At 45.4% G+C, this 25,185-nt stretch carries 25 protein-coding genes; 8 read left to right on the top strand and 17 right to left on the bottom strand.

What is annotated here, in order from left to right; all coding sequences use genetic code 11:
• Nucleotides 1-227 precede the first annotated feature (227 nt).
• Nucleotides 228-536 (bottom strand): hypothetical protein, encoded by a 309-nt coding sequence (locus V7R88_RS03125; RefSeq protein WP_011101169.1) that lies wholly within the window; start codon nt 534-536, stop codon nt 228-230.
• 706 nt (nt 537-1,242) lie between these two features.
• Here V7R88_RS03125 and V7R88_RS03120 point away from each other — a divergent pair.
• Together V7R88_RS03120 and V7R88_RS03115 are read left to right on the top strand one after the other, a co-directional pair.
• Entirely contained in the window at nt 1,243-2,292 is a 1,050-nt protein-coding gene (locus V7R88_RS03120) for an aldose epimerase family protein (RefSeq protein WP_054398990.1), read from the top strand.
• Between the two features lie 334 nt (nt 2,293-2,626).
• Nucleotides 2,627-3,214 carry a TetR/AcrR family transcriptional regulator gene (locus V7R88_RS03115; RefSeq protein WP_003645807.1) on the top strand — a complete coding sequence of 196 codons (588 nt, stop codon included), beginning with the start codon at nt 2,627-2,629 and terminating at the stop codon, nt 3,212-3,214.
• A gap of 77 nt (nt 3,215-3,291) precedes the next feature.
• Here the strand turns inward: V7R88_RS03115 and V7R88_RS03110 are convergent, their stop codons facing one another.
• The 6 genes from V7R88_RS03110 to cdaA all read right to left on the bottom strand — a co-directional run bounded on the left by V7R88_RS03110 (nt 3,292) and on the right by cdaA (nt 10,666).
• Nucleotides 3,292-4,107 carry a Cof-type HAD-IIB family hydrolase gene (locus V7R88_RS03110; RefSeq protein WP_054398994.1) on the bottom strand — a complete coding sequence of 272 codons (816 nt, stop codon included), beginning with the start codon at nt 4,105-4,107 and terminating at the stop codon, nt 3,292-3,294.
• Nucleotides 4,108-4,237: 130 nt separating this feature from the next.
• Nucleotides 4,238-4,903, bottom strand: a complete 666-nt coding sequence (locus tag V7R88_RS03105; protein WP_022637901.1) for an EAL domain-containing protein — start codon at nt 4,901-4,903, stop codon at nt 4,238-4,240.
• A 199-nt stretch (nt 4,904-5,102) separates the two neighbouring features.
• Nucleotides 5,103-6,920 carry a glutamine--fructose-6-phosphate transaminase (isomerizing) gene (gene glmS, locus V7R88_RS03100; protein WP_054398996.1) on the bottom strand — a complete coding sequence of 606 codons (1,818 nt, stop codon included), beginning with the start codon at nt 6,918-6,920 and terminating at the stop codon, nt 5,103-5,105.
• Between the two features lie 542 nt (nt 6,921-7,462).
• On the bottom strand, nt 7,463-8,818 hold the full coding sequence (gene glmM, locus V7R88_RS03095; RefSeq protein WP_054398998.1) for a phosphoglucosamine mutase: 1,356 nt from the start codon (nt 8,816-8,818) through the stop codon (nt 7,463-7,465).
• A gap of 31 nt (nt 8,819-8,849) precedes the next feature.
• Entirely contained in the window at nt 8,850-9,827 is a 978-nt protein-coding gene (locus V7R88_RS03090) for a CdaR family protein (protein ID WP_054399000.1), read from the bottom strand.
• Entirely contained in the window at nt 9,824-10,666 is an 843-nt protein-coding gene (gene cdaA, locus V7R88_RS03085) for a diadenylate cyclase CdaA (RefSeq protein ID WP_054399002.1), read from the bottom strand. Before cdaA ends, V7R88_RS03090 begins: the two co-directional genes overlap by 4 nt.
• A gap of 184 nt (nt 10,667-10,850) precedes the next feature.
• On the opposite strand from cdaA, the gene V7R88_RS03080 reads away from it, so the two are divergent.
• The gene (locus tag V7R88_RS03080) at nt 10,851-11,516 is read left to right on the top strand and encodes a DUF1361 domain-containing protein (RefSeq protein WP_054399005.1); all 666 of its coding nucleotides are present in this window, start codon (nt 10,851-10,853) and stop codon (nt 11,514-11,516) included.
• A gap of 75 nt (nt 11,517-11,591) precedes the next feature.
• Here V7R88_RS03080 and V7R88_RS03075 read toward each other — a convergent pair whose 3' ends face one another.
• From V7R88_RS03075 to V7R88_RS03060, 4 genes are all read right to left on the bottom strand, one after another.
• The gene (locus V7R88_RS03075; RefSeq protein WP_054399007.1) at nt 11,592-12,104 is read right to left on the bottom strand and encodes a MarR family transcriptional regulator; all 513 of its coding nucleotides are present in this window, start codon (nt 12,102-12,104) and stop codon (nt 11,592-11,594) included.
• A 138-nt stretch (nt 12,105-12,242) separates the two neighbouring features.
• Complete coding sequence (locus tag V7R88_RS03070; RefSeq protein ID WP_054399009.1) at nt 12,243-14,372, bottom strand: cation:proton antiporter; 2,130 nt, start codon at nt 14,370-14,372, stop codon at nt 12,243-12,245.
• Nucleotides 14,373-14,405: 33 nt separating this feature from the next.
• Nucleotides 14,406-15,314, bottom strand: coding sequence for a UDP-N-acetylmuramate dehydrogenase (murB, locus tag V7R88_RS03065; protein WP_054399011.1), 909 nt, complete (start codon nt 15,312-15,314; stop codon nt 14,406-14,408).
• A gap of 171 nt (nt 15,315-15,485) precedes the next feature.
• The gene (locus V7R88_RS03060) at nt 15,486-16,388 is read right to left on the bottom strand and encodes a Gfo/Idh/MocA family oxidoreductase (protein WP_338816425.1); all 903 of its coding nucleotides are present in this window, start codon (nt 16,386-16,388) and stop codon (nt 15,486-15,488) included.
• A gap of 129 nt (nt 16,389-16,517) precedes the next feature.
• Here V7R88_RS03060 and V7R88_RS03055 point away from each other — a divergent pair, with 129 nt between their 5' ends.
• The 3 genes from V7R88_RS03055 (at nt 16,518) to V7R88_RS03045 (ending at nt 18,097) form a co-directional block, all read left to right on the top strand.
• Nucleotides 16,518-16,658 (top strand): hypothetical protein, encoded by a 141-nt coding sequence (locus tag V7R88_RS03055; protein ID WP_338816424.1) that lies wholly within the window; start codon nt 16,518-16,520, stop codon nt 16,656-16,658.
• Nucleotides 16,659-16,733: 75 nt separating this feature from the next.
• On the top strand, nt 16,734-17,498 hold the full coding sequence (locus V7R88_RS03050; RefSeq protein ID WP_054399015.1) for an exodeoxyribonuclease III: 765 nt from the start codon (nt 16,734-16,736) through the stop codon (nt 17,496-17,498).
• Nucleotides 17,499-17,560: 62 nt separating this feature from the next.
• Nucleotides 17,561-18,097 carry a 3'-5' exonuclease gene (locus V7R88_RS03045; RefSeq protein WP_054399017.1) on the top strand — a complete coding sequence of 179 codons (537 nt, stop codon included), beginning with the start codon at nt 17,561-17,563 and terminating at the stop codon, nt 18,095-18,097.
• 224 nt (nt 18,098-18,321) lie between these two features.
• Here the strand turns inward: V7R88_RS03045 and V7R88_RS03040 are convergent, their stop codons facing one another.
• The 4 genes from V7R88_RS03040 to V7R88_RS03025 form a co-directional block, all read right to left on the bottom strand.
• A complete protein-coding gene (locus tag V7R88_RS03040) occupies nt 18,322-18,837 on the bottom strand; it encodes a GNAT family N-acetyltransferase (protein WP_338816423.1) in 516 nt (171 codons plus the stop codon).
• Nucleotides 18,838-18,842: 5 nt separating this feature from the next.
• A complete protein-coding gene (gene tsaE / locus V7R88_RS03035) occupies nt 18,843-19,304 on the bottom strand; it encodes a tRNA (adenosine(37)-N6)-threonylcarbamoyltransferase complex ATPase subunit type 1 TsaE (protein WP_054399021.1) in 462 nt (153 codons plus the stop codon).
• Nucleotides 19,305-19,413: 109 nt separating this feature from the next.
• On the bottom strand, nt 19,414-20,391 hold the full coding sequence (pta, locus tag V7R88_RS03030) for a phosphate acetyltransferase (protein ID WP_054399023.1): 978 nt from the start codon (nt 20,389-20,391) through the stop codon (nt 19,414-19,416).
• 23 nt (nt 20,392-20,414) lie between these two features.
• On the bottom strand, nt 20,415-21,107 hold the full coding sequence (locus tag V7R88_RS03025) for a uracil-DNA glycosylase (RefSeq protein ID WP_054399024.1): 693 nt from the start codon (nt 21,105-21,107) through the stop codon (nt 20,415-20,417).
• A gap of 115 nt (nt 21,108-21,222) precedes the next feature.
• Here V7R88_RS03025 and V7R88_RS03020 point away from each other — a divergent pair, with 115 nt between their 5' ends.
• Entirely contained in the window at nt 21,223-22,092 is an 870-nt protein-coding gene (locus tag V7R88_RS03020) for a Cof-type HAD-IIB family hydrolase (protein ID WP_054399027.1), read from the top strand.
• 23 nt (nt 22,093-22,115) lie between these two features.
• Nucleotides 22,116-22,679, top strand: coding sequence for an LURP-one-related/scramblase family protein (locus V7R88_RS03015; RefSeq protein ID WP_054399030.1), 564 nt, complete (start codon nt 22,116-22,118; stop codon nt 22,677-22,679).
• Between the two features lie 248 nt (nt 22,680-22,927).
• Here V7R88_RS03015 and V7R88_RS03010 read toward each other — a convergent pair whose 3' ends face one another.
• Entirely contained in the window at nt 22,928-23,662 is a 735-nt protein-coding gene (locus tag V7R88_RS03010) for an amino acid ABC transporter ATP-binding protein (RefSeq protein ID WP_003641056.1), read from the bottom strand.
• A 2-nt stretch (nt 23,663-23,664) separates the two neighbouring features.
• Nucleotides 23,665-25,101, bottom strand: a complete 1,437-nt coding sequence (locus V7R88_RS03005; protein WP_003643977.1) for an amino acid ABC transporter substrate-binding protein/permease — start codon at nt 25,099-25,101, stop codon at nt 23,665-23,667.
• Nucleotides 25,102-25,185 lie beyond the last annotated feature (84 nt).

Here is a 25,185-nt window from a genome sequence, read left to right as displayed (position 1 = left end):
AAACATGCTTATTGATAATAACACTGATACTAGCGTTTGTAAGTTATTTTCCCCCACTACGCACCCGCAATTAAATCACCACAATCAGTCAATTTCATGATCCAAACAAAAAAGCTGAGCTTAGAGAATTGACATTCTGAAAGTTCAACTTTTGAGCCAGCGCCTACTAAAAAACAACCGCCGTTTGATAAACCCACACTCCTGCGCTAGACTTTTGCTAACAGCTTTTAGCCAATATGATTTTCTTTCAAAATCAGATCGACCTCAGCTTGCATGTCAGGTGTTTTTGTCCATTCTTCCCAATGATCCATCGTTTCATCGGGAATCGTAAATGTTTCATTAATATATTGCTCATACTTGGCAACATGCGTGGAATGCGGAATGTTTAGTTGTAATATCCGCACTTGCTTAATAAAACCACGTTCAGCTGCTAACTCAGCGCGGCCATTCATCAACATATTTCCAATCTCCATGTATGAGGTCCCATCATTACGTGTTATTTCTTGAATTAAGTCTAATACTTCATGGTTTTTCAACTGCAATCCCTCACTTCACATTTTAGTATAAGCGGGGTTGGCAGTCGTGTCAAAACTGACCAGTAATTGCCAGGTGATCAGGCTTGGTATGCCTAATCACCTGTACTTGATGAACACTAAACTAACTCAGTCAGCCCCAAAATGCTACCATCAGCCGAGCACTCCTTTTTCTGAGTAAACATCAATCTTCAAAAATTACAAAAGAGCCTTATCTTCATCTAGTCCGCCATAAATTCGCTAATTTCACTCAAAAAAACCACTATCCAAGCAGATAGTGGTCGGCATAAGAGAGAAAGAGAATTGATTAGAAGGTAATTAAATACCTTACAAACTAAGAATAAGCGATATTGTAAGCGTTGTCAACAGTTAGCCAAAATAAATAGATAAATTATTTCTATTTACTCATTAATCTTTTTCTAACACCCTCAGCCAGCCATGTTCGCCACTAAATTGCCGTCTTTACTTGCACAAAGTTAATTAATTCACCTTATTTAATAGATTGGTACCATTCACAATTACCAAGATTTAAAATAAACTTCTCAACCTAGATAATTTTAATTATTATCAACAATCAATTATAATTATTTACACTGGTTATTTAAATTGACCTCACTAGCAACTAACCCTGTCACTCTCGCATTAACACTTGCTGGGTTATTATTCGCATTCCCTTTAAGAATGAAATATACTAAAAGTAGGCGGTAACATGTCAGGCAGCTATGGGAGTGAGGGCATTATGAAAATAATCGAGCATCAGGGGAACGGGATTAATTATTATACATTAGTGAACAATCATCATATGAGCGTCACTATTATGGACTGGGGCGCCACAGTCACCGCGATCAAAACCCATGATAAAGATGGTAATTTTGCAAATATTGTCTTGGGATTTGACGACGGCGCCGACTACATCACCTATCAATCTTTTTTCGGTGCAACCATCGCTCGGGTTGCGGGGATCATCAAAAATGCCCGGTGGCGGCAGTATGACTTAACTCAAAATGCGGGCGAAAATCATCTAAACGGTGGTAATATGCCTCAAATTTCATTTGAACCATGGTTTTTAGAACGTAAACTGCATACTAGTGATCAAGTTGGACTCGTCATGCAATATATTACCTTGGACGGTGAGAACGGCTATCCCGGGACAATGACGATCACGGCTAATTTCGTATTAGATAACGACGGTAAATTTACTATTAGCTACACTGGTAAAAGTGATAAAACAACCTTATTCAACCCCAGCAACCATACCTACTTCAATCTAAGTGGGGATGCGGAACGCCTCATTGACCACCATCTTCTTAAAATCAATGCAGACGAGTACGCCGCGTTAAACAAACACGGTATTCCAACTGGTAAGTTGCCATGGGTCACCGACACCCCATTTGATTTTCGTGACCCAGTCGAGGTTGGGCCCCAGATTGCTAACATCAAGGGCGGGCTCCATCACGGCTTCGTCTTAAACGACACCCCATATCCACAAGTAGAATTACTAGATCGCATCAGTGGACGCAAAGTCACGATGCGAACGAACGCTCCGGCAGTCGTGGTTTCCAGTGCAACTAATTACCGTGATGATCGTTATCGACTCAATGGCGGTAAACCGATGCGTTCTCAACTTGGTCTTTCCCTGCAAGCACAAAAATTACCGGATGCTATTCACCACAAGGAATTTGGCAGTATCATTATCGAACCTAATATTCCTGTAACCTACCAAACGGCCTATCGTTTTTCTAATATTTACGACGTCTAACCACTCAAGAATGATTCAAATTGACCTCCCAGAATGCAAACTACTGGGAGCTTTTTTGACTCACTAATAATGCGTTACACCATACCATTGACTGAACGAAAATCTCCTAACCCATTTTAGTCGACGGACATGGCCTCATTACCATTTACCTACTAGGCGCATATGCTATTATGCACGTTGCGCGAGTTAATCTGTCATGACTCAGGACGAGTTAACCATCAAAATAAGTGCTATTATGATAATAATACCCACATGTGGCTTAACGACTAGTACATTTAGCGGCGGTTTAATAATGACCACCCCATCAAATGTAATTAATAAGGAGGATCAGATTATGCCAGCTACTGACTTACGTGTTCAGCGCACCCAGACTGCGCTGAAAGAGGCTTTTCGGACGCTTGCTTTAAAGTATCCGCGCTATCGTGATATTACTGTTAAGGAGCTCACAAGTGTCGCTAATATCAACCGCAAAACTTTCTATTTACATTTCGATTCCATTGACGATTTAGCGGAAACGTTCGTTCAAGAAGGTGCTGATAAGATTCTAGCACTCATTGACCCGCAAGATTTCAAGAAAAACATTAGCCAACCCGGCTTAATCTTTGATCGCTTAGTGACCTATTTTCGCCAATCTGAAGCTTTTCACCGAGTCATTTTGTTGAATGATGATTACAGTTTTTTGTCTCGGAAAATCCACGCTGCCGTGGTAGCAGGGCTTACAACGACGATTCAAACAAACTATCATTTATCTGCAATCGATGCTAAGGTCTGTTCAAGCTTTTTGATCCACAACAATTTAACCTTTTTCCGGCTCTATTTTAATGGTGATTTAGGACTATCTTTGGCTGAACTAAAGCAGCGTTTAGTTTCGCTCAACACTTATGGCATTCATCAATTCTTCTACCCTAATCAATCACTTTAATAGGACCCAAAAAGCTGAGCTATCGAATAACGATGTTCATTCGATAGCTCAGCTTTTTACTGACTAGTTATAGGCTTTTAATTATTTAACAACTCTTGTTCAATGGTTGCTAATACCCCATCATGTTCATTATCCAGGGCCGTCACGTGTTTTGCTGCGGCTTGAATGTCCGCCGGTGCGTTGCACATCGCATAACTGTGCGCTGCATATCGCAATAATGGGACATCATTCGCCCCATCACCGAAGGCCATCACATTAGCTGCAGTTAACCCAAGTTTAGTCGCCAAGAATTGAATTGCTGGTAATTTTCCGACCCGCTGATCAACCAAATCTAAGACGCCATACCCACTATCATGCGCACGTAACTCGCCATCAAAAAAATCATTAGCTCGTGCCACCAGATCAGCAGCCTGGTCCGGTGACGTTGAGATACTGATTTTTTTAACGGTATCATCAACAGTGGCCAGATCCGCAACCAAGTGTAAATGATCATAAAACTGACGGGCCATCGCTACTAACTTATCAGGTGCTCCTAACTCAGTATACGACCCATGGCTACCAACTAAGATTACGTATGCGTCTTTGAATAGTGGCTGGTGACGATCAACAGTCACAAACTTTCGTTGCTGGTCTGCTGAAAGACTACCATCAAAGATCAAGCGGTCTTGGGCATAAATCGACGCCCCATTTTCAGCAACAACGATAAGATTATCCGCCATAACATCTTTAAATAACTGTCTAAGATGGGCATATTGGTTACCGGACGAAAGTACTAGGGAAACGTTTATCGCCCGTAACTGCGCCAAAACCCGTTTAAACCGTTCTTTGTCAAAACGCTGATCTTGATGCAATAATGTTCCATTCAAGTCAGTTGCAATTAAATTGATTGCCACAAGTAGCCACCCCATCTTTTATCATTTACTAACAAAATCGGCCTCGTCTCGTCATGTGATTCAGCCGATTAAACATCAACATGGCACTCAGTTACATTGCTACGAATACTATTGTAGCATACCACTATTGTCATGCCATAAATGTCGCGGGTAGTTGCGGTTTGGCAAAATAATATCCTTGCCCTCGCGTAATGCCTAGATGATTAGCCAGTTGAACATCAGCCGCTGATTCAATGCCTTCAAAGGTAAATAGCATTTGCTGTTCCTCCGCCTTATCAAACCAAAATTTGAGCGTCGAAACAATTGCATCCGTAGTTGGGGTCCCCAGCGGTCGCATATTTTGTAACGCGAATTTAACCGTATTCACATATGGCAACATCATTTTGATCTGTTGGAATAGGTTATCAGAACCAACATCATCAAAAGCAAGTAATATACCAGCTGCCCGGTACCCAACACTTAATTGCTGTAACTCACTTAGCTCAGGTGTCGCAACTAGCTCAACAGTTAGTTCTCGTGGTAACAAATGCGTCTGCACATAGTGACTAATTGCAACTTGAAAGTCAGGATTAGCAAACTGACGCGCCGTTAAATTGATGGAAACATGATGGTTATTTAATTCTTGAATAGCGCAATCCAGCAATTGAATCAATTCTGTTGGCGCTATTTCAAAGGTCGCTGGTATTCGCCAAGTTTGTTGCCTCTCATCCCACTGTCGTAATAATAACTCATACAAGATTGTTCGGTTGGTTCCAAGGTTATTAATTGGCTGTGCAAAATATTTATATTTCAGCATGACCATTCATCCCCAATAGTCTAATTATTTAGTTGTGTTATCGCAACCGCTTACTTTATCATACCAAAAGATCGTCAACTTTCACAATAGTCTTATGAATATTAGTAGTTAAAAATTATGCAAAAGCTTTGTGGGCAATCAAAAAACGCCACCGTAATCGAACGGTGACGTTTCCTGGTGCCCACACACTTACTTTAAATTATTCAACGGTCACACTCTTGGCAAGGTTCCGTGGTTTGTCCACATCTAAGCCCTTGTTTAAGCTCGTATAGTAGGCCAATAACTGACCAGGAACAACACTAAGCAAAGCCGTTAATCGTTCATCAACCGTTGGCAAGATAACCGTGTCACCATCTTTAGCTAAACTATCGGTGACGATAGTAACTGTCTTAGCTCCCCGTGCAGCAACTTCTTGTAAGTTGGAGCGGGTCAACCCAGCGGTATTCTTTTGCGTAATGATCCCAATCACGGGGGTATCCTTTTCAATCAAAGCAATCGTACCGTGCTTTAATTCACCAGATGCGAAGCCTTCAGCTTGAACATAAGAGATTTCCTTGAGCTTCAAGGCCGTTTCCAATGAGACCGCGTAATCGAGCCCTCGGCCAATATAAAAGGCGTTTGGCGTATTCAATAAGGCACCCTTAGCAATCTTTTCGAAAGTAGCCTTTTCATCAACCAAGCTTTGCATGCCATTAGCGACTAACGCCAACTGTTGCTTAACATCGAAGGCCGTTGCGGCTGGTTGATCAACGGCCACGCCTAACGCTTTAGCCAAGATGGCTTGTAAGGCAATCTGTGCGGTATAGGCTTTGGTTGAAGCAACCGCGATTTCTGGACCGGCATGCAATAACAACGTGTACGTTGCTTCACGTGATAACGTTGAGTTTGGCACGTTCGTGATGGTCAAGCTTGGGAAATGTTGATCGTTCACGTTCAATAACACTTCACGACTATCAGCGGTTTCACCAGACTGGGTCAAGAAGATGAAGAATGGATGTGCTGATAATAATGGTTGGTTGTATGCAAATTCTGACGAAACGTGCACTTCAGTCGGCACGTTAGCCAACGATTCAAATAACTTTGCACCAACCAAACCAGCATGATAACTAGTCCCGGCAGCCACGATGTATAACCGATCGGCTGCTTTAAGGGCTGTTAACAAGTCATCATTGATGATTGGATCACCCGCATCATTAAGATAAACTTGGGATAACTTCCGCATGACGTTTGGTTGTTCGTCGATTTCTTTTAACATGTAGAATGGATAAGTTCCCTTGTCAGCTTGAGCTGCGTCAATGTCGACATGGAATGGTTTCCGTTCAACTGGTTCGCCGGCCTGGTTCGTGATTTTGATTTCATCAGGTTTAACGACCACGATTTCGCCATCATGTAATTCCAAGAAATCTTTCGTTTGGTCTAACATCGCTAAACTATCTGAGCAGACCACGTTGAAGCCTTCACCGACCCCAATTAATAATGGACTCTTGTTCTTTGCGACGTATAAGGTGTCAGGATCTTCCTTATCCATCAGTAAGAACCCGTATGAAGAATGGCCGAGTAGACCTAACGTCTTACGGAAAGCGGCCAACGTGCTCAAACCTTCCTTGGTGACAAACCGATCAACTAATTGAACAATGACTTCCGTATCCGTTTGGGACTTAAAAGTCACGTCACTTAAATAAGTCTGTTTTAAGTCTTCAAAGTTTTCGATCACGCCATTGTGAACTAAGTAGAAGCGGCCATCCGCAGAAACTTGCGGATGCGCATTGGCAACACTTGGTTCACCATGAGTCGCCCAGCGAGTATGCCCAATCCCGGTCGAACCATGAACGGCTTCGCCCACTTCTTTACGTAGGTCGTCGATTCGGCCCTTTTCCTTAACTAAATAGTCATGACCATCCTGATCATTGACATAGATACCAGCTGAATCATAGCCCCGGTATTCCAACTTTTCCAATCCGTTCAATAAGATTGATACTGCACTATCTTTACCCGTTACACCAACAATTCCACACATAAATTAATCTTCCTTTACTGTTTGAATTGTTTCTAGCTGCGTGGTCAATATATCTGTCACCAACCTCACAGTCGGTTTTTGTAATTGACCTGTAGAGTGCAGTCCCTGACGTCACCCGTCGATTATCGATAAACGTCATCCTCGTCAACTTTAGATTCTAAAGTCCTGGCGCTATTCCGCTTTAACCAATTAACAATTGGTCCAGTCTAACCTCCGATTGGTATATTTCCTAGAAACAAGTTAACTTTACCGTTACATCTAATAAAAGTCAACAATATATTATATTGGTATATGCGTTAGTTAGCGTGTATACCAATCTCAAATGCTTATAAATCAAGGCCGTCACGAATTTTCGATTTTTTTGTAACTTTTTGGCGGCCTAATTGATTTACAGATGCCAGCGGTCCTTAATACTCATCAGTTAACTGGCTTACCACGGCGCCAACCGCTACATTTGACAATAAGCGTTCGTTTCATGGCAACAAAAAAAGTCGCGACTCTAGGAGTAACGACTTTTTTTGATGATCGGTCTGATCACTTAATTATTCAACGCCAACTTCAGCTTTGACCACATCGACGATCCGATCTACATAAGCGCTAACCAGTTCGTCGGTCTTCGCTTCTGCCATGACCCGCAATAAATCTTGGGTCCCAGAAGGCCGTACCAAGACGCGCCCATCACCGGCCATTTCATCTTCAACGTCCTTGATGACAGCCTTGATCTTATCATTGTTCAAAGCGGCTTTCTTATCTTGAACCTTAACATTCACTAACTTTTGTGGGTAAGTCGTCACTTCAGCGGCTAATTCTGAAAGCTTCTTACCCGTTTCCTTCATGACGTGCAATAACTGAATCCCAGTCAGCATCCCGTCACCCGTCGTGTTAAAGTCTAAGAAGACCACGTGACCAGATTGTTCGCCACCAAGGTTATAGCTGTCCTTCAACATCTCTTCGACAACGTAGCGGTCACCAACTTGAGTCTGCTTGCTGTGCAAACCAGCTGCTTCTAAGGCCTTGTATAAACCGAGGTTACTCATGACCGTTGTGACGACCGTATCCTGCTTCAACTTGCCTCGTTCACTGAGGAATTTCCCACAGATGTACATGATCTTGTCACCGTCAATAATGTTGCCAAGTTCATCGACTGCGATACAACGGTCCCCGTCACCATCAAAGGCTAAACCAACTTGGGCGCCTTTTTCAACGACGAATTTAGATAGTGCTTCCGGATGGGTCGAGCCGACCCCTTTGTTGATGTTCAAGCCATCTGGTGCCGTCGCCATCGTATCAAATTCCACGTTCAAATCCGCAAAGATCCGGGAAACTAAGTTACTGGTAGAACCATTGGCACCATCGACAGCCAAATGAATGCCGCTTAAGTCATCTGGAATCGTTTGTTCCAAGAATTGTGAATATTTAAGATTACCCTCTGGAAAATCAGCAACTGTCCCCAAGCCTTCTGCTGCTGGCCGTGGTAAAGTGTCTTTCGGTTGATCCAGTAATTCTTCGATTTCTTCTTCCTTGGCATCAGACAACTTGAAGCCGTCGCCACCGAAGAACTTGATCCCGTTATCTTCAACTGGATTGTGAGAAGCTGAGATCATGACACCCGCGTCAGCATCTTGGATCCGTACTAAGTAGGCCACCCCAGGCGTCGTAATTACACCGAGACGTAAAACTTCAATTCCGGCTGAAAGCAAGCCGGCAATCAAGGCTTCTTCCAACATTTGGCCCGAAATCCGGGTATCGCGTGCAACTAAAACGCGTGGTTGCGTACTCTTGTTTTCCGCATGTTCTGTCAAGACGTAGCCACCAGCACGCCCTAGACGAAAAGCCATTTCAGGCGTTAAACCTGAGTTTGCAATTCCCCGAACACCATCAGTACCAAAATATTTCATTATAATTTACCTCATTTCAAAAGTGTCATCATTAATCATTTTTAACTGTAATTTTTACCTTGACCGACGTTGGGCTAACTGAAGAAATCCCATCCTCATCGCTAGTCGAAACATCGACCGTCTTAGTCGTTGTTGAATCAACATTCGTCACATCAACATTGACTGGCAAGGACTTCAACTTCGCCAGTGCCGACTTCGTACCAGTAACCGTCACCGACTTCGTGTCAGACGAGAAGGAATAACTGGTGTCCGCCGTGGTCTTGCCGCTGGCCTTCAGATCGATTGGTACATCCTTGGTCGTTGTTGCCTGCGTAATGGGAATATACACCGACGTGGTCGAAGGCGTCAAGACAACGTTCAAATTCTGACCATTGGCATCTAGTGCTTCAATGATGGCCTGCTGGTTCACAGACTTCTCTAAATTCTTGTTCGTATTAACGACTGCGACGACCTTGGCAACCTTGCTAACTTCGCTGACAGCACCCGTAACTTTAACAGACGATGTCCCGAGCCGTGCTGACCCAACCTCATAGCCGTCTGCAACATTGGCTTTATTAAAGTCCGCACTGACCTTATAAGTGGCCGTTCGCCGTGGCTGAATATTGACATGGATGTACTTTTGACTAAGTCCATAACTTAACTCTTTATTCAAACCATCGACTTCGACCTTGACACTGTGCCGTCCGACCGCCAGCTTAGATAAGTTAGCATAGACTTTAAAGTTCTGCGTGTTAGCCGTCGTCGTTACTAAAGCGGACGGTCCTTCGATCGTAACCTTAATATTTTCGGGATAACCCGTTACAAAATATTTCGTGCTATTGACGTTCAGTTCCAAGGGCGCGCTAATAGTCACTTTACGATTAGATGTCAATGTGGTTTTCGATGAACTATTCGTCAAAACGCTGGCATTATGCGTCGTCTTTAACGAATTAACGTAGGCAAAGAGCACCAACGCACACAACAGTGCTAGTAACCGCATAGACCAATTGCTATTCATAAATTTTTTCATTTTCGGGGACCTCCTCCGAAAACTCGTCCAAACCAATTTTGGAGCGCGTTTTGCTTGGTTGAATCCTCAGGCGTTAACAAGACTTGGCGGAAATACCGTAAGTAGTTTTCCCGCGTCATTCCCCGCATCAGCTCATTATCCTTCGTAATCGACACTTCACCAGTTTCTTCCGAAATAACGATGGTGAGGGCGTCCGTTACTTCACTGATCCCAACCGCAGCACGGTGCCGGGTTCCTAACTCTTTAGGAATCAGATTACTCTCTGATAATGGCAAGTACGCCGCCGCAACCTTGATTTGATTATCTTGAATGATAACGGCGCCGTCATGTAACGGCGTATTTGGAATGAAAATATTAATCAATAATTCGCCGGTGATATCAGCATCTAATGCAATCCCGGTCTCGATATAATCCTCAAGACCCGTGTCCATCTTAATCGACATTAGCGCCCCAATACGCCGCTTGGCCATATATTGAATTGCCTTATCGAGTTCGGCAATCATCCGCTCTTCGTCTTCATTCTGACGTTTACCACGTGCAAACATGGAGCCACGCCCTAAATGCTCCAGCCCACGCCGAATTTCGGGCTGGAAGATGATTACCATCGCAATGACTGCCCAGTTGATAATCTGATCCATAATCCACGAAACTGTGTCCAGACCAATTAAGACACTCACAGCCTTTACAATGGCAATTACAACGATTCCGCGAAATAGTTGTACGGCTTTAGTGCCCCTTAGCAACACAATCAGCTCATAAATGACAAACCATACCGCGAGAATGTCAAGGAGCCGGACAAAGTTTTGTAAGGTCAACAAACCGCTCCAATTGAAAGTCATAGTCCTCCTCCTCATGAAAATCATTTACTTTCACATTATAGCACGGCAACCCGGTTCTCGCGGTGCGATTTCGGCAAGGTCACTGCTTTTTAGCTAGATTTTGAATAAATATTAAGCTTGATGTTATTTAATATAGCTTGATTAATATTTCTGTTAAAATTAACACTAGAAGGGAAGTGACTAAATGACTAAGTTACAGCGGTGGTTTGTGCGACTCGCATTCTGGGGATTTTTCATCTTCGCAGCGGTCGACTTACACGGCGCGTTTCATTTTCTACTACTTAATTCGATTTTGGCTTATATTCCGATTGAGCTGAGTTTCTGGCTAACACCCCGACGGAGCCCACTATTATTTTGGCTGATTGCAGTCATTTGGTTGCTTTTCTATCCGAATGCACCATACTTAATGACTGATTTGTTCCACCTCAGCCTATTGAAGCCCTACGGAATCAACGGTCTTCTCCGTTTCGACTTACCGATGTGGCGGGATTTTGCTTACCTAGTTGGGCCGATGATGGTATCTACGATTATTGGTACCTGGGGCGTCGACCGGATTGCCCAGCAGCTCACCCAGCGGTTGCACTTACACCGGCTTCCTGCCAGTCGTAGTCTCATCTGTGCCGCACTCTTTCTATTTGCAAGTGTCGGCGTTTACGTTGGCCGCTTCCTCCGCCTGCACTCCATCTACTTGCTGATTACCCCACAGTATATTGTGAAGCAGTTGGTTGAAATGTGGTCGCTAAAGATGCTCGCTTTCGTCTTAATGATGTGGTTACTTCAACTGCTCATTTACGCGGCTTGGCGATTCGCGATGCCAACGATGCCGCCACAAACACCGGATAAATCTTAACGCAATTAAAAACACCGTTTGAACTGATTTAATCGTCAGTTCAAACGGTGTTTCTTATTATTCACTAAATATTAGCTAATTCTTCGTCTTAGGATCACTGTATTCGGTATGCCGTCCCCGCTTGTCGTGCAAACCACTAAAGCCACTGAACCCCAGTTCTGTTGCCTTTTGCTCCGCGTCGTTAATATAACGCAACGTATCACTCGCCCGCTTTTCACCATAAACTTGGACCCATTGATGAAAGCGTTCTTCTGAAGCCTTGGTAATTTCTTGTTCCACTTTATGGCCAGCTGGTGTTAACGACAAGTACTTGATTCGACGGTCATGCGTATTCGTGGTTTGTTCAATGTATTTCAAATCTAATAACACGTTGATTTGACGTGCAATCGCACTCCGTGAAACCCGCTGCTCTTTCGCAATCTTGACCAACGTCAGCGGCTCCTCACTTGTTGCAATCATCCGCATAACCGTGTAGGCCTCAAACGTGATCTTATACGGCCGGGTCGGCACTGAAACGAAGTCCCCGACATATTTTAAAATATGCATATAAGTGTCCACGAAGCGTTCATGAATTTCTGATTCTGTCATAATGATGTTTCCCCCTGTAAGGCTGCCCTTATTCGTCCGCTTAAGTAATGATTAATTTGCAAACCTAACCATTCACCGTCAATACTACTCTAACATCATTATAACCTAGAACTACTGATTTACAATCTAAAAAGTTAACTAATCTTCATCGGCCTCAATATCATTGAGCATTAATAAGTTCTCCGAGTAATTAATGAACTGCCGTAACTTTGCCGCGGTGCGGAGACTAATTTGACCGCTCTCTAACAAATGCTGTACGCCAGCACGTTCAGCACCGAGGCTCTTGATCCGTAATCCGTGCAACTGTTGTTCATAATCGTCACGTGATAACGTGTGATCATTTTTCGCATTCTCGATACGGTTTCGGTAATGAACGATTAGGTGATACAGTGCCTGGCGATCAAACTGTTGTTCATCAACGTTGGCCTGCTTGAGATACTGCGACAAAGCTTTGATGGCGGCTTTGGAAGCTTCGCGTTGAATGTCCAACAATGCCACCCGCAATTCTTCGCTATCACCAGGTGCTAACCATAGTCGAACCCCCTGCATTGCACGCGACAGTAATAACCGCAATGAGCGTAATGTCGGGAGGCCCTGGCGATGCGTCGCTTGTAAGAAACGCTGCTCACGCCGATCGACACGCCGTAAGTAGACCTGGCCAGCTAACTTACTGGTCTGTTTGTTCGCAATCATCTCTCTGACGGCGGCTCGTTCGCCATTTAATGCCACTAAGCGAAGTTCCAATTCATCTGTCAACATCGGTGCCAACTCATCCGCAGTTTGTGACGCCACTTCTAGACGCCGGATCTGAAACTGCTGATCCAGAATCAAATCATAGGCCGCGCGTTGATTAGCTGGTCGCCGGTGTTCTTCAATATTCTGAACCGCTAACTGTAGAATATAAATGCGGGCTTGCTTATAAGTTAACTGTGGCAGTTGACCACTGCCATCATCGCTGTCATCTGGTTCCTCCGCCAAGACCGTATCGTCTTCATCTGGACTAGATCCCCGCGTGACAAAAGGAAGTGATTTGGCAGCCATCAGCGGCAAAATCCCCGCCGCGGCGACTAAACTAACGATAATGACGCCAGCCGCGATGAACAACACGAGCGCGCGTTCCGGGAAGGCTTTGCCAGACGCGATTACGGTCGGAATCGTGAAGACCCCGGCCATCGTAATGGCCCCCCGCACACCCGATAGACCGGACAATGCTGCAATTCTGAGACTGGGCTTGGACTTCTTATGATGCCGTAACCAGTTAAACAGCATGTAGGCATAGGTCCAAGCGACCCGAATCAGTAGTAGGATTCCCCAGACAATCAGCACGTCAAAGATCGCATGCAGCGTATTCGTATGGGCGCCTTTAATAGTTGCCTGCGTTGCGGCTGGCAATTCAATCCCAAGAATCAAGAAGACGATCCCATTCAATAAGTAAACCACAACGTTCCAGACCCGTTCCGTCACTAATCGTAGCTCTGGTGCATCTTCACCTTCATGTGAATTTTGTAGGTGTGATAACACCCCGGCCGCAACCACGGCGACAACGCCGGATGCGTGGAACCATTCTTCAGCGATGAAATAAATCGCAAACGGCGTGAGAATCTGTAACACCACGTTGAACACGATGTCGTTGATACCCTCTCGTCGTAACACGTCGCGAATGAGTTGAATGATCGTAATCAGGGCCAGCCCAACGGCTAAACCAACCAGACTAATATAGAAGAAATCGCCAACTGCTTCACCGAGCACAAACGTACCGGTAACCGCTGCAGCTAACGCATATTTGAACCCAATCAGCCCACTCGCATCATTAATCAGGCTTTCGCCACTGACCAAGTGCAAAATCTCTTTAGGTAACTTGACCCCTTCCGAAATCGACTGCACGGCAATCGGATCAGTTGGCGAGAGAATGGCGGCCAACGCGATTCCAACAGCTAATGGAATCGTTGGAATCAATACGTGAATCAAAAAGCCACCGAGAATGGTGGTAATAAAGACGAGGACGATTGCATTCGCAAAAATTGCCCCGCGTAGTTCCCATAATTCCTGTTTTGGAAATTCTCTGCCATCGTTGTACAGCATGGGCGCAATAAAGACGAGCATAAACCAATCTGTTTGCAGTTTTACCTGTACATTTAATAATAAAGCCACTCCTAGACCCAGCCCGACTTGAATTAAACTGACCGGGATTGCGACTAGATAGTGGCTCAATACGTTCGACAGCAGCACTAAACATGCCAGTAAAATCACTAATTCGATAATTGGCATCTAGTGGTTGCCTCCTTTGTTAAATTGACATAACTAACCTTGAACGACGTCTTCACCAATAATCCGGACTTCCGTCTGAAGGTGGACGCCAAACCGTTCAAATACAACTTTCTGGACATAGTGGATCATGTCCATATAATCTGTCGCCGTAGCGTGGTCGACATTGATAATAAAACCCGCGTGCTTCTTAGAAACTTCAGCACCACCGATGCGATGGCCCTGCAAACCGGCATCATGAATTAGTTTACCAGTAAAATACCCGGTTGGTCGCTTAAAAACACTCCCACATGACGGCCATTCCAACGGTTGTTTGGCTGCTCGCAACGTGTTCAATTCGTCCATCCGCGCTTGAATCTTAGTCTGATTACCTCGCTTGAGACCAAATGTCGCGGACACCACGATATCATCGTAATCTTGGATCGTACTGTGCCGATAGCCAAAATCTAATTCGTCGTGATCCAGGGTTTTAAGTTGCCCCGCTGGCGTCAAAACCGTCACCGTTTCAACAACTTCACTCATTTCGCCATCGTACGCGCCGGCATTCATGAAGACTGCACCTCCGACACTACCGGGAATCCCAGCTGCAAATTCGAGACCGGTCAAGCTAGCCCCACATGCAACCTTAGTCGTTGCAATAATTGCGGCACCAGCTTCAGCAACGACTTTATTACCACTCGCATGAATTTGATTCATGCGGGTGAGAATGATCGTTAATCCGCGGATACCACCATCTTTGACGATCAAGTTACTGGCATTACCAATCACAGTTAGTGGTAAATCTTGTTCATTAGCAAATGTAATCAGGGCTTTCGTCTCACTGATTGACTTCGGAAACGCAACGTAATCAGCGGGACCGCCTGTTTTAGTATTCGTATAATGACTTAGTGATTCATCTTTTTTAATTTCGATGGCTGGAAAAGTGGCCAAGACATCTTTGGTCATGGTGAAAAGTTCCTTTCGTGTTTCGATTTAATTCACTTACGTTAATAATCACTTTAACCGCATAGCGTTTTTGATTTAAGCTGACACACCAATCACGGTTATGTTGAAACGCTATTGGAACGCTATAATCCGGTTGAAATTTGTAAGTCCATCAGTTAATTTTATCACTTTTTAATCACTTAATAAATGACGGCACACCGCATGACTGGTAATTGCGGTCGTTGGATCGACTGGATTGGGCCCGTGTGTCGCTACCGCCGTCAGAAATGCACGAATCAGAGGTGCAAACCCCCGCTTTTCCAATGTTGGTGTCCAATCTGGAAAAGCCGTCGTGGTAGTCGTCGCCGTCGTCATTACCGTTTTAGTACTTAAATCAGTCACGCTCACACGTTGGCCCGTCGTTTGGACTGTCACTTGTTCCAGATTGACCCCGCCATACATATTCGTGATAACTTCCAATTGCTCATGAGCTGTCTGTACGGTCAAATAGCCTTGCGCCAGCGCCCCGGTATCTGTGGTCGTCACCCGGCCACTAGTGTGTTCGAGGGGTTCATCTAACAAGAATAGCCCCGTATCGACCATGTGGATCATCAGGTCGAAAACCGCCGTCTCGGGATCTTGACCACCCGCTTCGCGAACCTTTTCAGCCACTAACATCCGTTTATCAGGCAACGCCTTCAATTGCTGATTAAAAGGGGCAAAACGGCGGTTAAACCCACACGTCAATAGTAGGTGCCGCGCTGCGGCTAAATCGTACAGGCTCTGGACCACCTGAAGATCGGTCGCCACCGGCTTATCAACATAAACGTGAATGCCGGCCAACAACAGCTGCTTGATGATGGCTGCATGCGTGTCCGTGGGGGTATGAACAAATACGGCCGCCGGTTTAACTGCCATTAATTCCTCAAGTGTCGCATGGGTGTGTTGAAACCCATACATCGTCGCTAGTTGCGCCCGTTTTGCAGGATTACGCGTCGTTAGGTGAAATTCATACTGGTCTTGCATCGCCGCCATAACGGGTAAATACGCTTTCTGAGCAATGTTGCCCAAACCAATGACACCAATTTTTAACATTGATATTCCTCCAATTTTACCATCAATTTTCTTTTAGGCCCTACTTAGGGTTCGCAGGTCGCATCCGCATTTCAAATGATCAAACATCTCGTTCACAGCCGTGATGGTCAGCGAGAAAGTGTGCCGCGCATGAAAGTCATGTTCGCTAGCGCGGGCCTGCTGACACTCGGTCAATCAAAGACACTCCTGCCTGTCAAACTAACCAGTGTGCTTCGCAATAATTCAGCACGGGCCCTATCCGCCACGTCTGGTTTAAATACGGTGCGCTGATTCAATTATGATTAAAATAACCCACGGCTACCGTGTTACAATATGAGTAAATTACTTGAAAGGTCTGAAACTCACGTGAAACTTATCTCTTGGAACGTTAACGGACTGCGTGCTGCCGTCAAGCACGGCTTTGTCACGACTTTTAATGAACTCGATGCTGATTTTTTCTGTGTACAAGAAACCAAACTACAGGCGGGCCAGATTGAACTGGACTTTCCAGGTTACCATCAATACTGGAACTACGCCGAACGCAAAGGCTATTCAGGTACGGCAATTTTCACCAAACACGAGCCGCTTAATGTGACTTATGGTATCGGCGTGCCGGAATTCGATGACGAAGGTCGCGTCATCACCCTTGAATACGCGGATTACTACGTCTTAACGTGTTATACCCCTAATTCAGGTGGTGCATTAAAGCGACTCGACTATCGGCAACATTGGGAAGATGCTTTTCTCACATACATTAACGGTCTGAGTGCCAACAAGCCGTTGATCTTCTGTGGTGACCTTAACGTGGCCCACGAAAATATCGACCTGAAGAACTGGCGTAGTAATCACCATAGTGCTGGTTTCACTGACGAAGAACGGGCCAAGTTTGACCGGCTACTCGCCGCGGGCTACACCGACACGTTCCGCCACTTCTATCCTGATCAGACCGACACTTACTCATGGTGGAGTTATCGTGGTCATGCGCGTGACAACAATTCCGGTTGGCGGATCGACTACTTTATTACGTCACAACAATTGGACAGTCAGCTCTTGAACGCGCGCATTCATAATGAAATTTTCGGTTCCGATCACTGTCCAGTGGAACTTGACATCATCCTTCCGAACCATTAACTTGAAAATCACCGAGATTCTTTGTACGATAATCCTATTCTTTAGAAACGGTGGTGGCAACTTTGAACTTTGTCGCAATGGACTTTGAAACGGCGAGCGCGAAACGTGACAGTGCTTGTTCACTTGCGCTGACAGTCGTCCGAAATGACCAAGTCAGCGATGAATTTTACACACTTATCAAACCCGAGAGTGACTTTTTCTGGCGAAACGTCCAAATTCATGGGATTCACGAAGAAGACGTCGCGGATGCCCCGAAATTTCCGGAAGTTTGGCAACACATTGCGCCATTCTTCCAGCGCGACCGCCTCGTGATTGCACACAACGCACCGTTCGATATTGGCGTGTTGCGCAATACGCTTGCCCACTACGGCATTAGTGCACCAGAGTACCTATCCATGGACACCGTCAAGACGAGTCAGCGCTTCTATCCAGAATTACCTAATCACAAGCTGGATACGGTCTGTCGCGCACTGGATATCGACCTGCAACATCATCATAATGCGTTGGATGATAGCTTAGCCTGTGCCAACATTCTACTCACCGAAGCGCAAGCCTTTGGAACCGAGCAACTCAAACCTTTCGTTCGCGTTCAGGGTTAAAACGAAATTCATGCAAGTCCAGCCATAAGATGCTGGACTTTTTTGTTTACGCATCGCAACTGCTTATCAATATTCACAGCTATCGTATCACCTCACTGGCCGACTGAAGGATGCGCCAACCGTTCACAAGCAGTCGCCAGGTAGGCTCTGGTTCATTCATGCTTAGATTCCGACTCATCTCCCCATCAGAATCTGTTTGCCGTCCGTGCCGTGAATCCTGGATGTCAAACCCACATGCCCATATCAATTGCCGGAACCCGTTTGCCGGTTGGGTCAACGACATCATAGCTCGTTGCCGTACAATTTTCGAACCCAAGATGCCGGTACAGCTTAACGGCACGCACATTTCGTAACTGGACCGTCAACACGAGGCGTTCCAGTGAGCTATAATTACGCGCCCAATCTAAGACTTCTTCAATCAACGCAGTCCCCAGACCCATGCCCCAAAATTCTTTGAGGACGGCCACGCCAACTTCACCTTGCGCGGCACTAAAATCCGTACTAGCTTGCACGGTACTCATACCAATCAACCGTGAGTCCAATGTCGCAACGAAAATAATGTTGGTCGTGGTGCCATTGATACGCGCAATTTGCGCCTGTTCATCCGTTTCGCTCAAATCCTCAATGCCTTCATCAACAGTGAAAGTATTACTTTCACGTCCGAGCTGAGCGAGTAGCGCTAATAATTGTGCTGCATCCGCGACTTCAGCAGGCCGGACATCAACAACTTCTTCTGCCATGGTTGTCACTCCTTCAATTGATCAACCAGTCGTTGATAGTGTTCACCAATGGGCTTGAAGGTCATCACCCGCTGGTCATCGGCGTCGGTATCCCGACTAATTGCGATTCGCAGGTAGGTCGCTGGCAAAAGGTCGGCAATAAATTGGGACCATTCCACGACACTCACGCCGTCACCATCAAAGTATTCATCTAAGCCTAAATCTTCCGCGCCGCCATCTTCCAAGCGGTAAACATCCATATGATAGAGCGGTAGTCGCCCCTGATGATATTCCCGGATGAGCGTAAAAGTCGGACTCTTAACGTTATTAGGAATGCCCAGGCTCTTAGCTAACCCCTTCGTAAAAGTTGTCTTACCAGCACCTAAATCACCATCTAGTAAGATTAAATCACCAGGTTGCACTAATTGGCCAAGCTTGGCCCCGATTGCCATGGTTGCTTCCGGCGACGTTACCGTGATTGATTCCATATTCTTCCAACTCCTCATCCAAATTAACTGTTCTTATTATAGAAAAAACGAAGGAAACTTCAAAGTACAAGCTCTGAAGTTTCCCTCGTTTAACAAACTAAGTGACCGTTTAAGCTAATCCTTGGGCCGCTGTGATAATCGCAACCTTATAGACGTCTTCTTCACTGCATCCACGTGATAAGTCGGAGACGGGCTTGTTCAAGCCTTGTAAGACAGGACCCACCGCTTCAAAATGGCCGAACCGTTGTGCAATCTTATAACCAATATTACCAGACTGGAGTTCTGGGAATACAAAGACATTGGCATGACCGGCTACTTTAGAACCAGGGGCCTTTTGCAAGCCGACTTTTTCAACGAAAGCCGCGTCAAATTGGAGTTCGCCATCGATAGCCAATTCCGGTTCAGCAGCTTGCGCTTTAGCCGTTGCTTCTTGCACTTTAGTGACCATTTCACCCTTAGCTGAACCCTTCGTTGAGAAGCTGAGCATCGCAACTTTCGGGTCAATATCAAAGACTTTAGCAGTGGCCGCACTCTGAGTGGCAATTTCCGCTAACGTATCAGCATCGGGATCAATATTGATGGCACAGTCAGCAAAGACGTAGCGTTCCTCACCCTTTTGCATAATGAATGCACCCGAGATTCGGTGTGAACCGGGCTTGGTCTTAATGATTTGTAACGCTGGCCGTACCGTATCACCAGTTGGATGGATTGCACCTGAAACCATCCCATCCGCTTTGCCCATATAAACGAGCATCGTGCCAAAGTAGTTTTCATCTTCCAACATCTTAGCCGCTTGTTCTGGCGTATTCTTGCCTTTCCGCCGTTCAACGAGAGCATCAAGCATCGCTTGCTTATCTTCAGCCGGGTATGTCGCAGGATCAAGGACTTGAACGCCGGTTAAATCAGCATTCAAATCGCTAGCCACAGCCTGAACTTTGTCGGTGGCACCTAAAACGATCGGCTTAACCAAGCCGTCTGCAGCTAATCGCGCGGCCGCACCGACAATTCGGGGCTCAGTTCCTTCAGGGAAAACAATTGTTTGATCTTTACCAGTAATTTTTTGTGCTAATGACTCAAATAAATCCATGTGATAACCCTCCAATAAATTAATTAATGCTCAAGATTGACGTGCTCTGGTAACTGCCAATTGATTGGCTGTTCGCCGAAGGATGTTAACGCAATGTTCGTTTTTGAAAATGGTTTGGACCCAAAGAATCCGCGATAGGCTGAGAGCGGACTCGGATGCGGTGCTTGTAACACGACATTCGTCTGGGTATCAATCAGCTTGATCTTGGAGCGGGCCGCTTTACCCCATAAGATAAAGACAACCGGCGTCGACCGCTCCGATAAGCGCTGAATGGCAACGTCCGTCAGTCGTTCCCAGCCCTTACCAGCGTGTGAAAAGGCTACCCCATTTTGAACCGTCAGCACGGAGTTCAATAACAAGACGCCCTGCTTGGCCCAACTTTCCAAGTAACCGTGGTTAACCGGCGTACAACCAACATCATCTTGCAATTCTTTATAGATATTGACTAGTGATGGGGGCACCGCCACGCCCGGTAACACTGAAAAACTTAACCCGTGGGCCTGACCAGGTCCGTGATACGGATCCTGACCTAAGATAACGACCTTTGTTTCTGAAAACGGCGTCCATTCAAAGGCCTGAAAAATATTATACATATCTGGGTGAATATTTTTCGTTCGGTATTCATTTTTCAAAAACTCATGTAATTGGTGGTAATAGGGCTTCTCAAACTCTGGTTTTAAGACGTCCCACCAGTCCGTGTGAATAAACGCTTTCATCCTTAACACCTCTCGTTTTATTGTATCATAACCAAAACCACTAATGATAATAATTCTGTATTCAGACGTAAACATGTTAGAATGTAATTATTAAAACAACTAAGGATGTGACAACATGATTTCGATTATCGCCTCTGATATGGACGGAACGCTACTCAACAATGAAATGGTCGTTTCCGATTTTAACGCTGATGCCATCCGTCAAGCACAACAGCAAGGCGTGCACTTTATCGTCTCCACCGGCCGTCGGTTTTCTGAAGCTCAGCCGCTGCTGGCCGCTCAAGGTATCACGGCACCTCTGATTACGTTAAATGGTGCTGAGGTCTATGACGCTTCTGGCAAAATGCTCGACATGGTGCCCATAACCAATAGTGTGGCCCGCACCGTTTTTCACACGCTAACCTCACAAGGTTACTATTTTGAAGTCGTAGGCAATGATGGCATTTACTCTAACAGTAAAGCCAAGCGAATCGAACAAATTGCGCATCTCCTGACCAATTTAAATCCAGACACAACGTTCAAAATTGCGGTATCGCTCGCGTCAGCCCGTTTGGAACTCATGGACATCAATTACGTGGATAACTACAACGAATTATTGGATGATCCTGCTAAGCACGTTATGAAAATCATTGCTTTCAGTGAAGAAGGTCCCACTAAACTCAAACCTCTGAGCGATGAGATTCTTGCAAAACATTCATCCCTTAAGATCACATCTTCGTCCGCGTCAAATATCGAAATCAATAATATTAATGCACAAAAGGGAATCGCGGTCGAACGCTATGCGAACATGCTGAATACCCCGATGAGCGATGTCATGGCGATTGGTGATAATAATAACGACGTTTCCATGCTCGAATTAGCTGGCGTAAGTTACGCTATGGGCAATGCCAGTCCGGAAGTCAAACAGCTGGCCCGCTATATCACCGATACAAACGTCAACGATGGTGTCGGCAAAGCAATCTTAGAAGTGCTTGCCAAACAATAGTTTCCGGAAAACGGAGGTTGAAGATGCGTAAATTATATTTCAGCCGCAATAGCTTCGCCCAAGGTGCCCGGATTGTTCGCGATGCGCATAACCAATCCCATTACCTCTTAGTTGGCCGGTGGGGGCGGCGCCAAGACGCGCTCAGTCTATACGCGATCCAAGGTGAACTACTTGCCGAGATTCGGCAAACGACCCTCGGATTGTTGCCAAAATTCGATTTGTACTATAACCGTCAAAACGTCGGCTCGATTAGCAAAACACTGGGCTTTTGGCACGAGATGCTCTACGTTCGCAAGCTTCGCTGGATTATCATGGGGAGCTTGAGTGCCGAAAACTACCGCATCTATCATGGTACTGAACTAGTCATGACGATGCGACCAGTTGTGACGACTAACGGCGAAGCATTCGAATTAGCAATCACCGATCAATCCACAGAACCACTGTGTATTTGCATTGCGGCGATTCTAGATCACTGGCAAAAGCCAACCAACCGCACGCGGACACCAGTTGCAAAAAAAGGGCTCAATGTTAGCTTTGGCGAAAGCAATTATACATTGACACCCCGTAATAAGGTGCCCCAGCACTAACTAGCACCGGTACTGATACACTAGCCAAAAACAACGGCCATCCCTCAATCGGAATGGCCGTTGTTTTTTAGTCAGTATAGCATCGCTGATTGGCTAACCTAACCCGACGTCACAGTGACACGTCGTCAAAGGCGGCCGTATTTATGGCGTTGATTATTCTCCACTTAATAACAAACCGACGCGACAAGCATCAAATCAATCCTTGTCGCGCCGATTTACCTGATTCTTTGAGCATGATCAGTCGAGACTTAAACGTTGATCACTTTTTGTAAGAAATCTTGTAACCGGGGGCTTTGTGGGTGTTCGAATACATCCTCGGGTTTCCCGGTTTCTTGAATCAACCCATCCGCCATAAAGACGACCCGGTCGGCCACTTCCTTGGCAAAGCCCATTTCGTGCGTGACCACGATCATCGTCATCCCATCCGCAGCTAATTTCTTCATAACGTCCAACACGTCCCCGACCATTTCGGGATCTAGTGCTGAAGTTGGTTCATCAAACAGCATGATTTTCGGATGCATGGCTAGCGCACGGGCGATGGCCACCCGTTGCTTTTGCCCACCGGATAAGGACTTCGGCATGGCATCCGCCTTATCGGACAAGCCGACCGTGGCAAGTAAGTCACGCGCCGTTTTCTCAGCTTCCTGTTGACTTTCCTTTTTTAGTTGCGTTGGTGCTAAGGTGATGTTTTGTAACACTGACAGGTGCGGGAATAAGTTGAAATGTTGGAATACCATCCCAATATTTTCACGGACCAAATTAATGTTAGTCCCCTTGTCAGAAAGGTCGTAACCGCTAATGACAACCTGTCCTTGTGTTGGAACTTCCAAGTCATTTAAGCAGCGTAAAAACGTACTCTTACCAGAACCAGATGGTCCAATCATGCAGACTACTTCGTTATCTTGAACTTCAAGGTTTAACCCTTTCAAGACTTCGTTATCGCCGTAGCTTTTATGCAAATCTTTGACAATTACTTTCGCCATGCTTAGTTAATCCTCCTTTGAACCCAGTTAGATAACCATGTTAATAACGTAATGATAATCAGATAAATAATCGCAATCATTAACCAAATCTTAAAGCCTTCGAAGTTCCGGGCAATAATCAACGTCCCAGTTTGGGTTAATTCAACGATCCCAATAACGGATAGAATTGACGTATCCTTCAACGTGATAATAAATTGGTTAATGAACGACGGAATCATGATTCGAATTCCTTGGGGCATAATAACCTTGCGCATGGCCGTCCAGTATGGCAACCCGAGTGAACGGGCCGCCTCCATTTGACCATCGTCGACCGCGGCAAAGCCCCCCTTAACAAAGGCTCCGGTATAGGCCCCTTCGTTAAGCATCAACGTAATCATCCCAGCAACGAACGCGGGAATCTTAAAGCCGTGCCCAATCAGGTCTGGGAACCCAATGTAAATAAAGAAGGCCAACACCATCAATGGCATCCCACGGAAAATATAAATAATCGTACTGGAGATGGCCGGACCAAGTTTCCCCGGCATAACGCCTAAGACCCCAAGAATCAGTCCGAGGATCGTTGCTAAAATAATTGAAATAACCGTTAATTCCAAGGTCATCCATAACCCTGAGCCAATCGTATCCAAGTTTTGGGTGAACAAGCCAATAAAGGTCCGACTGCTTGCGTCTTCACCCGTTAAGGATGCTTCACTAGACTTCAAGTACTTGTTAATAATCTTTTTGTAAGTCCCATCCGCTTTAATTGCTTTGAGACCAGCGTTAAATTTCTTTAACAGTTCCGCGTTTTTACCTTTTTTAACCGCGAAACCATAGTCGCCGGCTTCGTGTTGCTTGGAAACAATCTTCAACGCGATGCCATTCTTGATTCCGTATGACATCACGGGATAGTCTTCAAAACAAGCCGCCGAGTTACCGACCTTTACATCGTTATACATATTATTCGAGTCATTGAAATACTTGATTTTGAACCCGTACTTGCTCTGAATCGACTTTGCGTAGGTCGCACCGGCTGTCCCCGTCTTAAGGGCCACGGTCTTACCTTTCAAATCTTTAAACGTTTTGACCTTGCTATCTTTAGCTACGGCCATGACCACCCCGGAAGTATAGTAGGCGTCTGAAAAGTCAAACGTCTGCTTCCGTTCGGCCGTAATGTTCATTCCGGCAATCACCCCGTCAACTTGGTTCGCACTAAGCTGCTGAACGGCGGCACCAAAACTAAGCGCTTTTAATTTATAATTGAAATTTTCTTTTTTGGCAATTGCCTTCAAAATATCGATATCAATTCCCTTATACTTACCACCCTTGACCTGAAATTCGAACGGCGCAAAGGTTGTATCCGTCGCAATCGTATACGTCTTAGCCTGAGCCTGGGTACCAATCGCAAACCAGCTTCCCAACGCTGCTAACAACATGACAACTGCAACTTGCCACTTTCTCATCGACGAGACCTCCTCAAATAGTTTACCGGAACGGTATGTCATAAAATATAACATAATTCATGTCGCACGACCAATCCATTTTGT

Origin of the sequence: Lactiplantibacillus argentoratensis (assembly GCF_037290055.1) — a bacterium.
In the GTDB taxonomy this organism is placed as follows: domain Bacteria; phylum Bacillota; class Bacilli; order Lactobacillales; family Lactobacillaceae; genus Lactiplantibacillus; species Lactiplantibacillus plantarum.
This window is presented reverse-complemented; position numbering and strand designations above follow the sequence as displayed.

Bases quoted from the DNA above. Each gene is read 5' to 3' on its own strand.
- V7R88_RS03005 (WP_003643977.1), bottom strand. From the start codon at position 25,101: ATGAGAAAGTGGCAAGTTGCAGTTGTCATGTTGTTAGCAGCGTTGGGA.
- cdaA (WP_054399002.1), bottom strand. From the start codon at position 10,666: ATGACTTTCAATTGGAGCGGTTTGTTGACCTTACAAAACTTTGTCCGG.
- V7R88_RS03115 (WP_003645807.1), top strand. From the start codon at position 2,627: ATGCCAGCTACTGACTTACGTGTTCAGCGCACCCAGACTGCGCTGAAA.
- tsaE (WP_054399021.1), bottom strand. From the start codon at position 19,304: ATGGAATCAATCACGGTAACGTCGCCGGAAGCAACCATGGCAATCGGG.
- murB (WP_054399011.1), bottom strand. From the start codon at position 15,314: ATGACCAAAGATGTCTTGGCCACTTTTCCAGCCATCGAAATTAAAAAA.
- V7R88_RS03105 (WP_022637901.1), bottom strand. From the start codon at position 4,903: ATGCTGAAATATAAATATTTTGCACAGCCAATTAATAACCTTGGAACC.
- V7R88_RS03055 (WP_338816424.1), top strand. From the start codon at position 16,518: ATGAAAGTCATGTTCGCTAGCGCGGGCCTGCTGACACTCGGTCAATCA.
- V7R88_RS03015 (WP_054399030.1), top strand. From the start codon at position 22,116: ATGCGTAAATTATATTTCAGCCGCAATAGCTTCGCCCAAGGTGCCCGG.
- glmS (WP_054398996.1), bottom strand. From the start codon at position 6,920: ATGTGTGGAATTGTTGGTGTAACGGGTAAAGATAGTGCAGTATCAATC.
- V7R88_RS03040 (WP_338816423.1), bottom strand. From the start codon at position 18,837: ATGGCAGAAGAAGTTGTTGATGTCCGGCCTGCTGAAGTCGCGGATGCA.
- V7R88_RS03070 (WP_054399009.1), bottom strand. From the start codon at position 14,372: ATGCCAATTATCGAATTAGTGATTTTACTGGCATGTTTAGTGCTGCTG.
- V7R88_RS03010 (WP_003641056.1), bottom strand. From the start codon at position 23,662: ATGGCGAAAGTAATTGTCAAAGATTTGCATAAAAGCTACGGCGATAAC.
- glmM (WP_054398998.1), bottom strand. From the start codon at position 8,818: ATGAAATATTTTGGTACTGATGGTGTTCGGGGAATTGCAAACTCAGGT.
- V7R88_RS03090 (WP_054399000.1), bottom strand. From the start codon at position 9,827: ATGAAAAAATTTATGAATAGCAATTGGTCTATGCGGTTACTAGCACTG.
- V7R88_RS03120 (WP_054398990.1), top strand. From the start codon at position 1,243: ATGTCAGGCAGCTATGGGAGTGAGGGCATTATGAAAATAATCGAGCAT.
- V7R88_RS03060 (WP_338816425.1), bottom strand. From the start codon at position 16,388: ATGTTAAAAATTGGTGTCATTGGTTTGGGCAACATTGCTCAGAAAGCG.
- V7R88_RS03075 (WP_054399007.1), bottom strand. From the start codon at position 12,104: ATGACAGAATCAGAAATTCATGAACGCTTCGTGGACACTTATATGCAT.
- V7R88_RS03080 (WP_054399005.1), top strand. From the start codon at position 10,851: ATGACTAAGTTACAGCGGTGGTTTGTGCGACTCGCATTCTGGGGATTT.
- pta (WP_054399023.1), bottom strand. From the start codon at position 20,391: ATGGATTTATTTGAGTCATTAGCACAAAAAATTACTGGTAAAGATCAA.
- V7R88_RS03025 (WP_054399024.1), bottom strand. From the start codon at position 21,107: ATGAAAGCGTTTATTCACACGGACTGGTGGGACGTCTTAAAACCAGAG.
- V7R88_RS03020 (WP_054399027.1), top strand. From the start codon at position 21,223: ATGATTTCGATTATCGCCTCTGATATGGACGGAACGCTACTCAACAAT.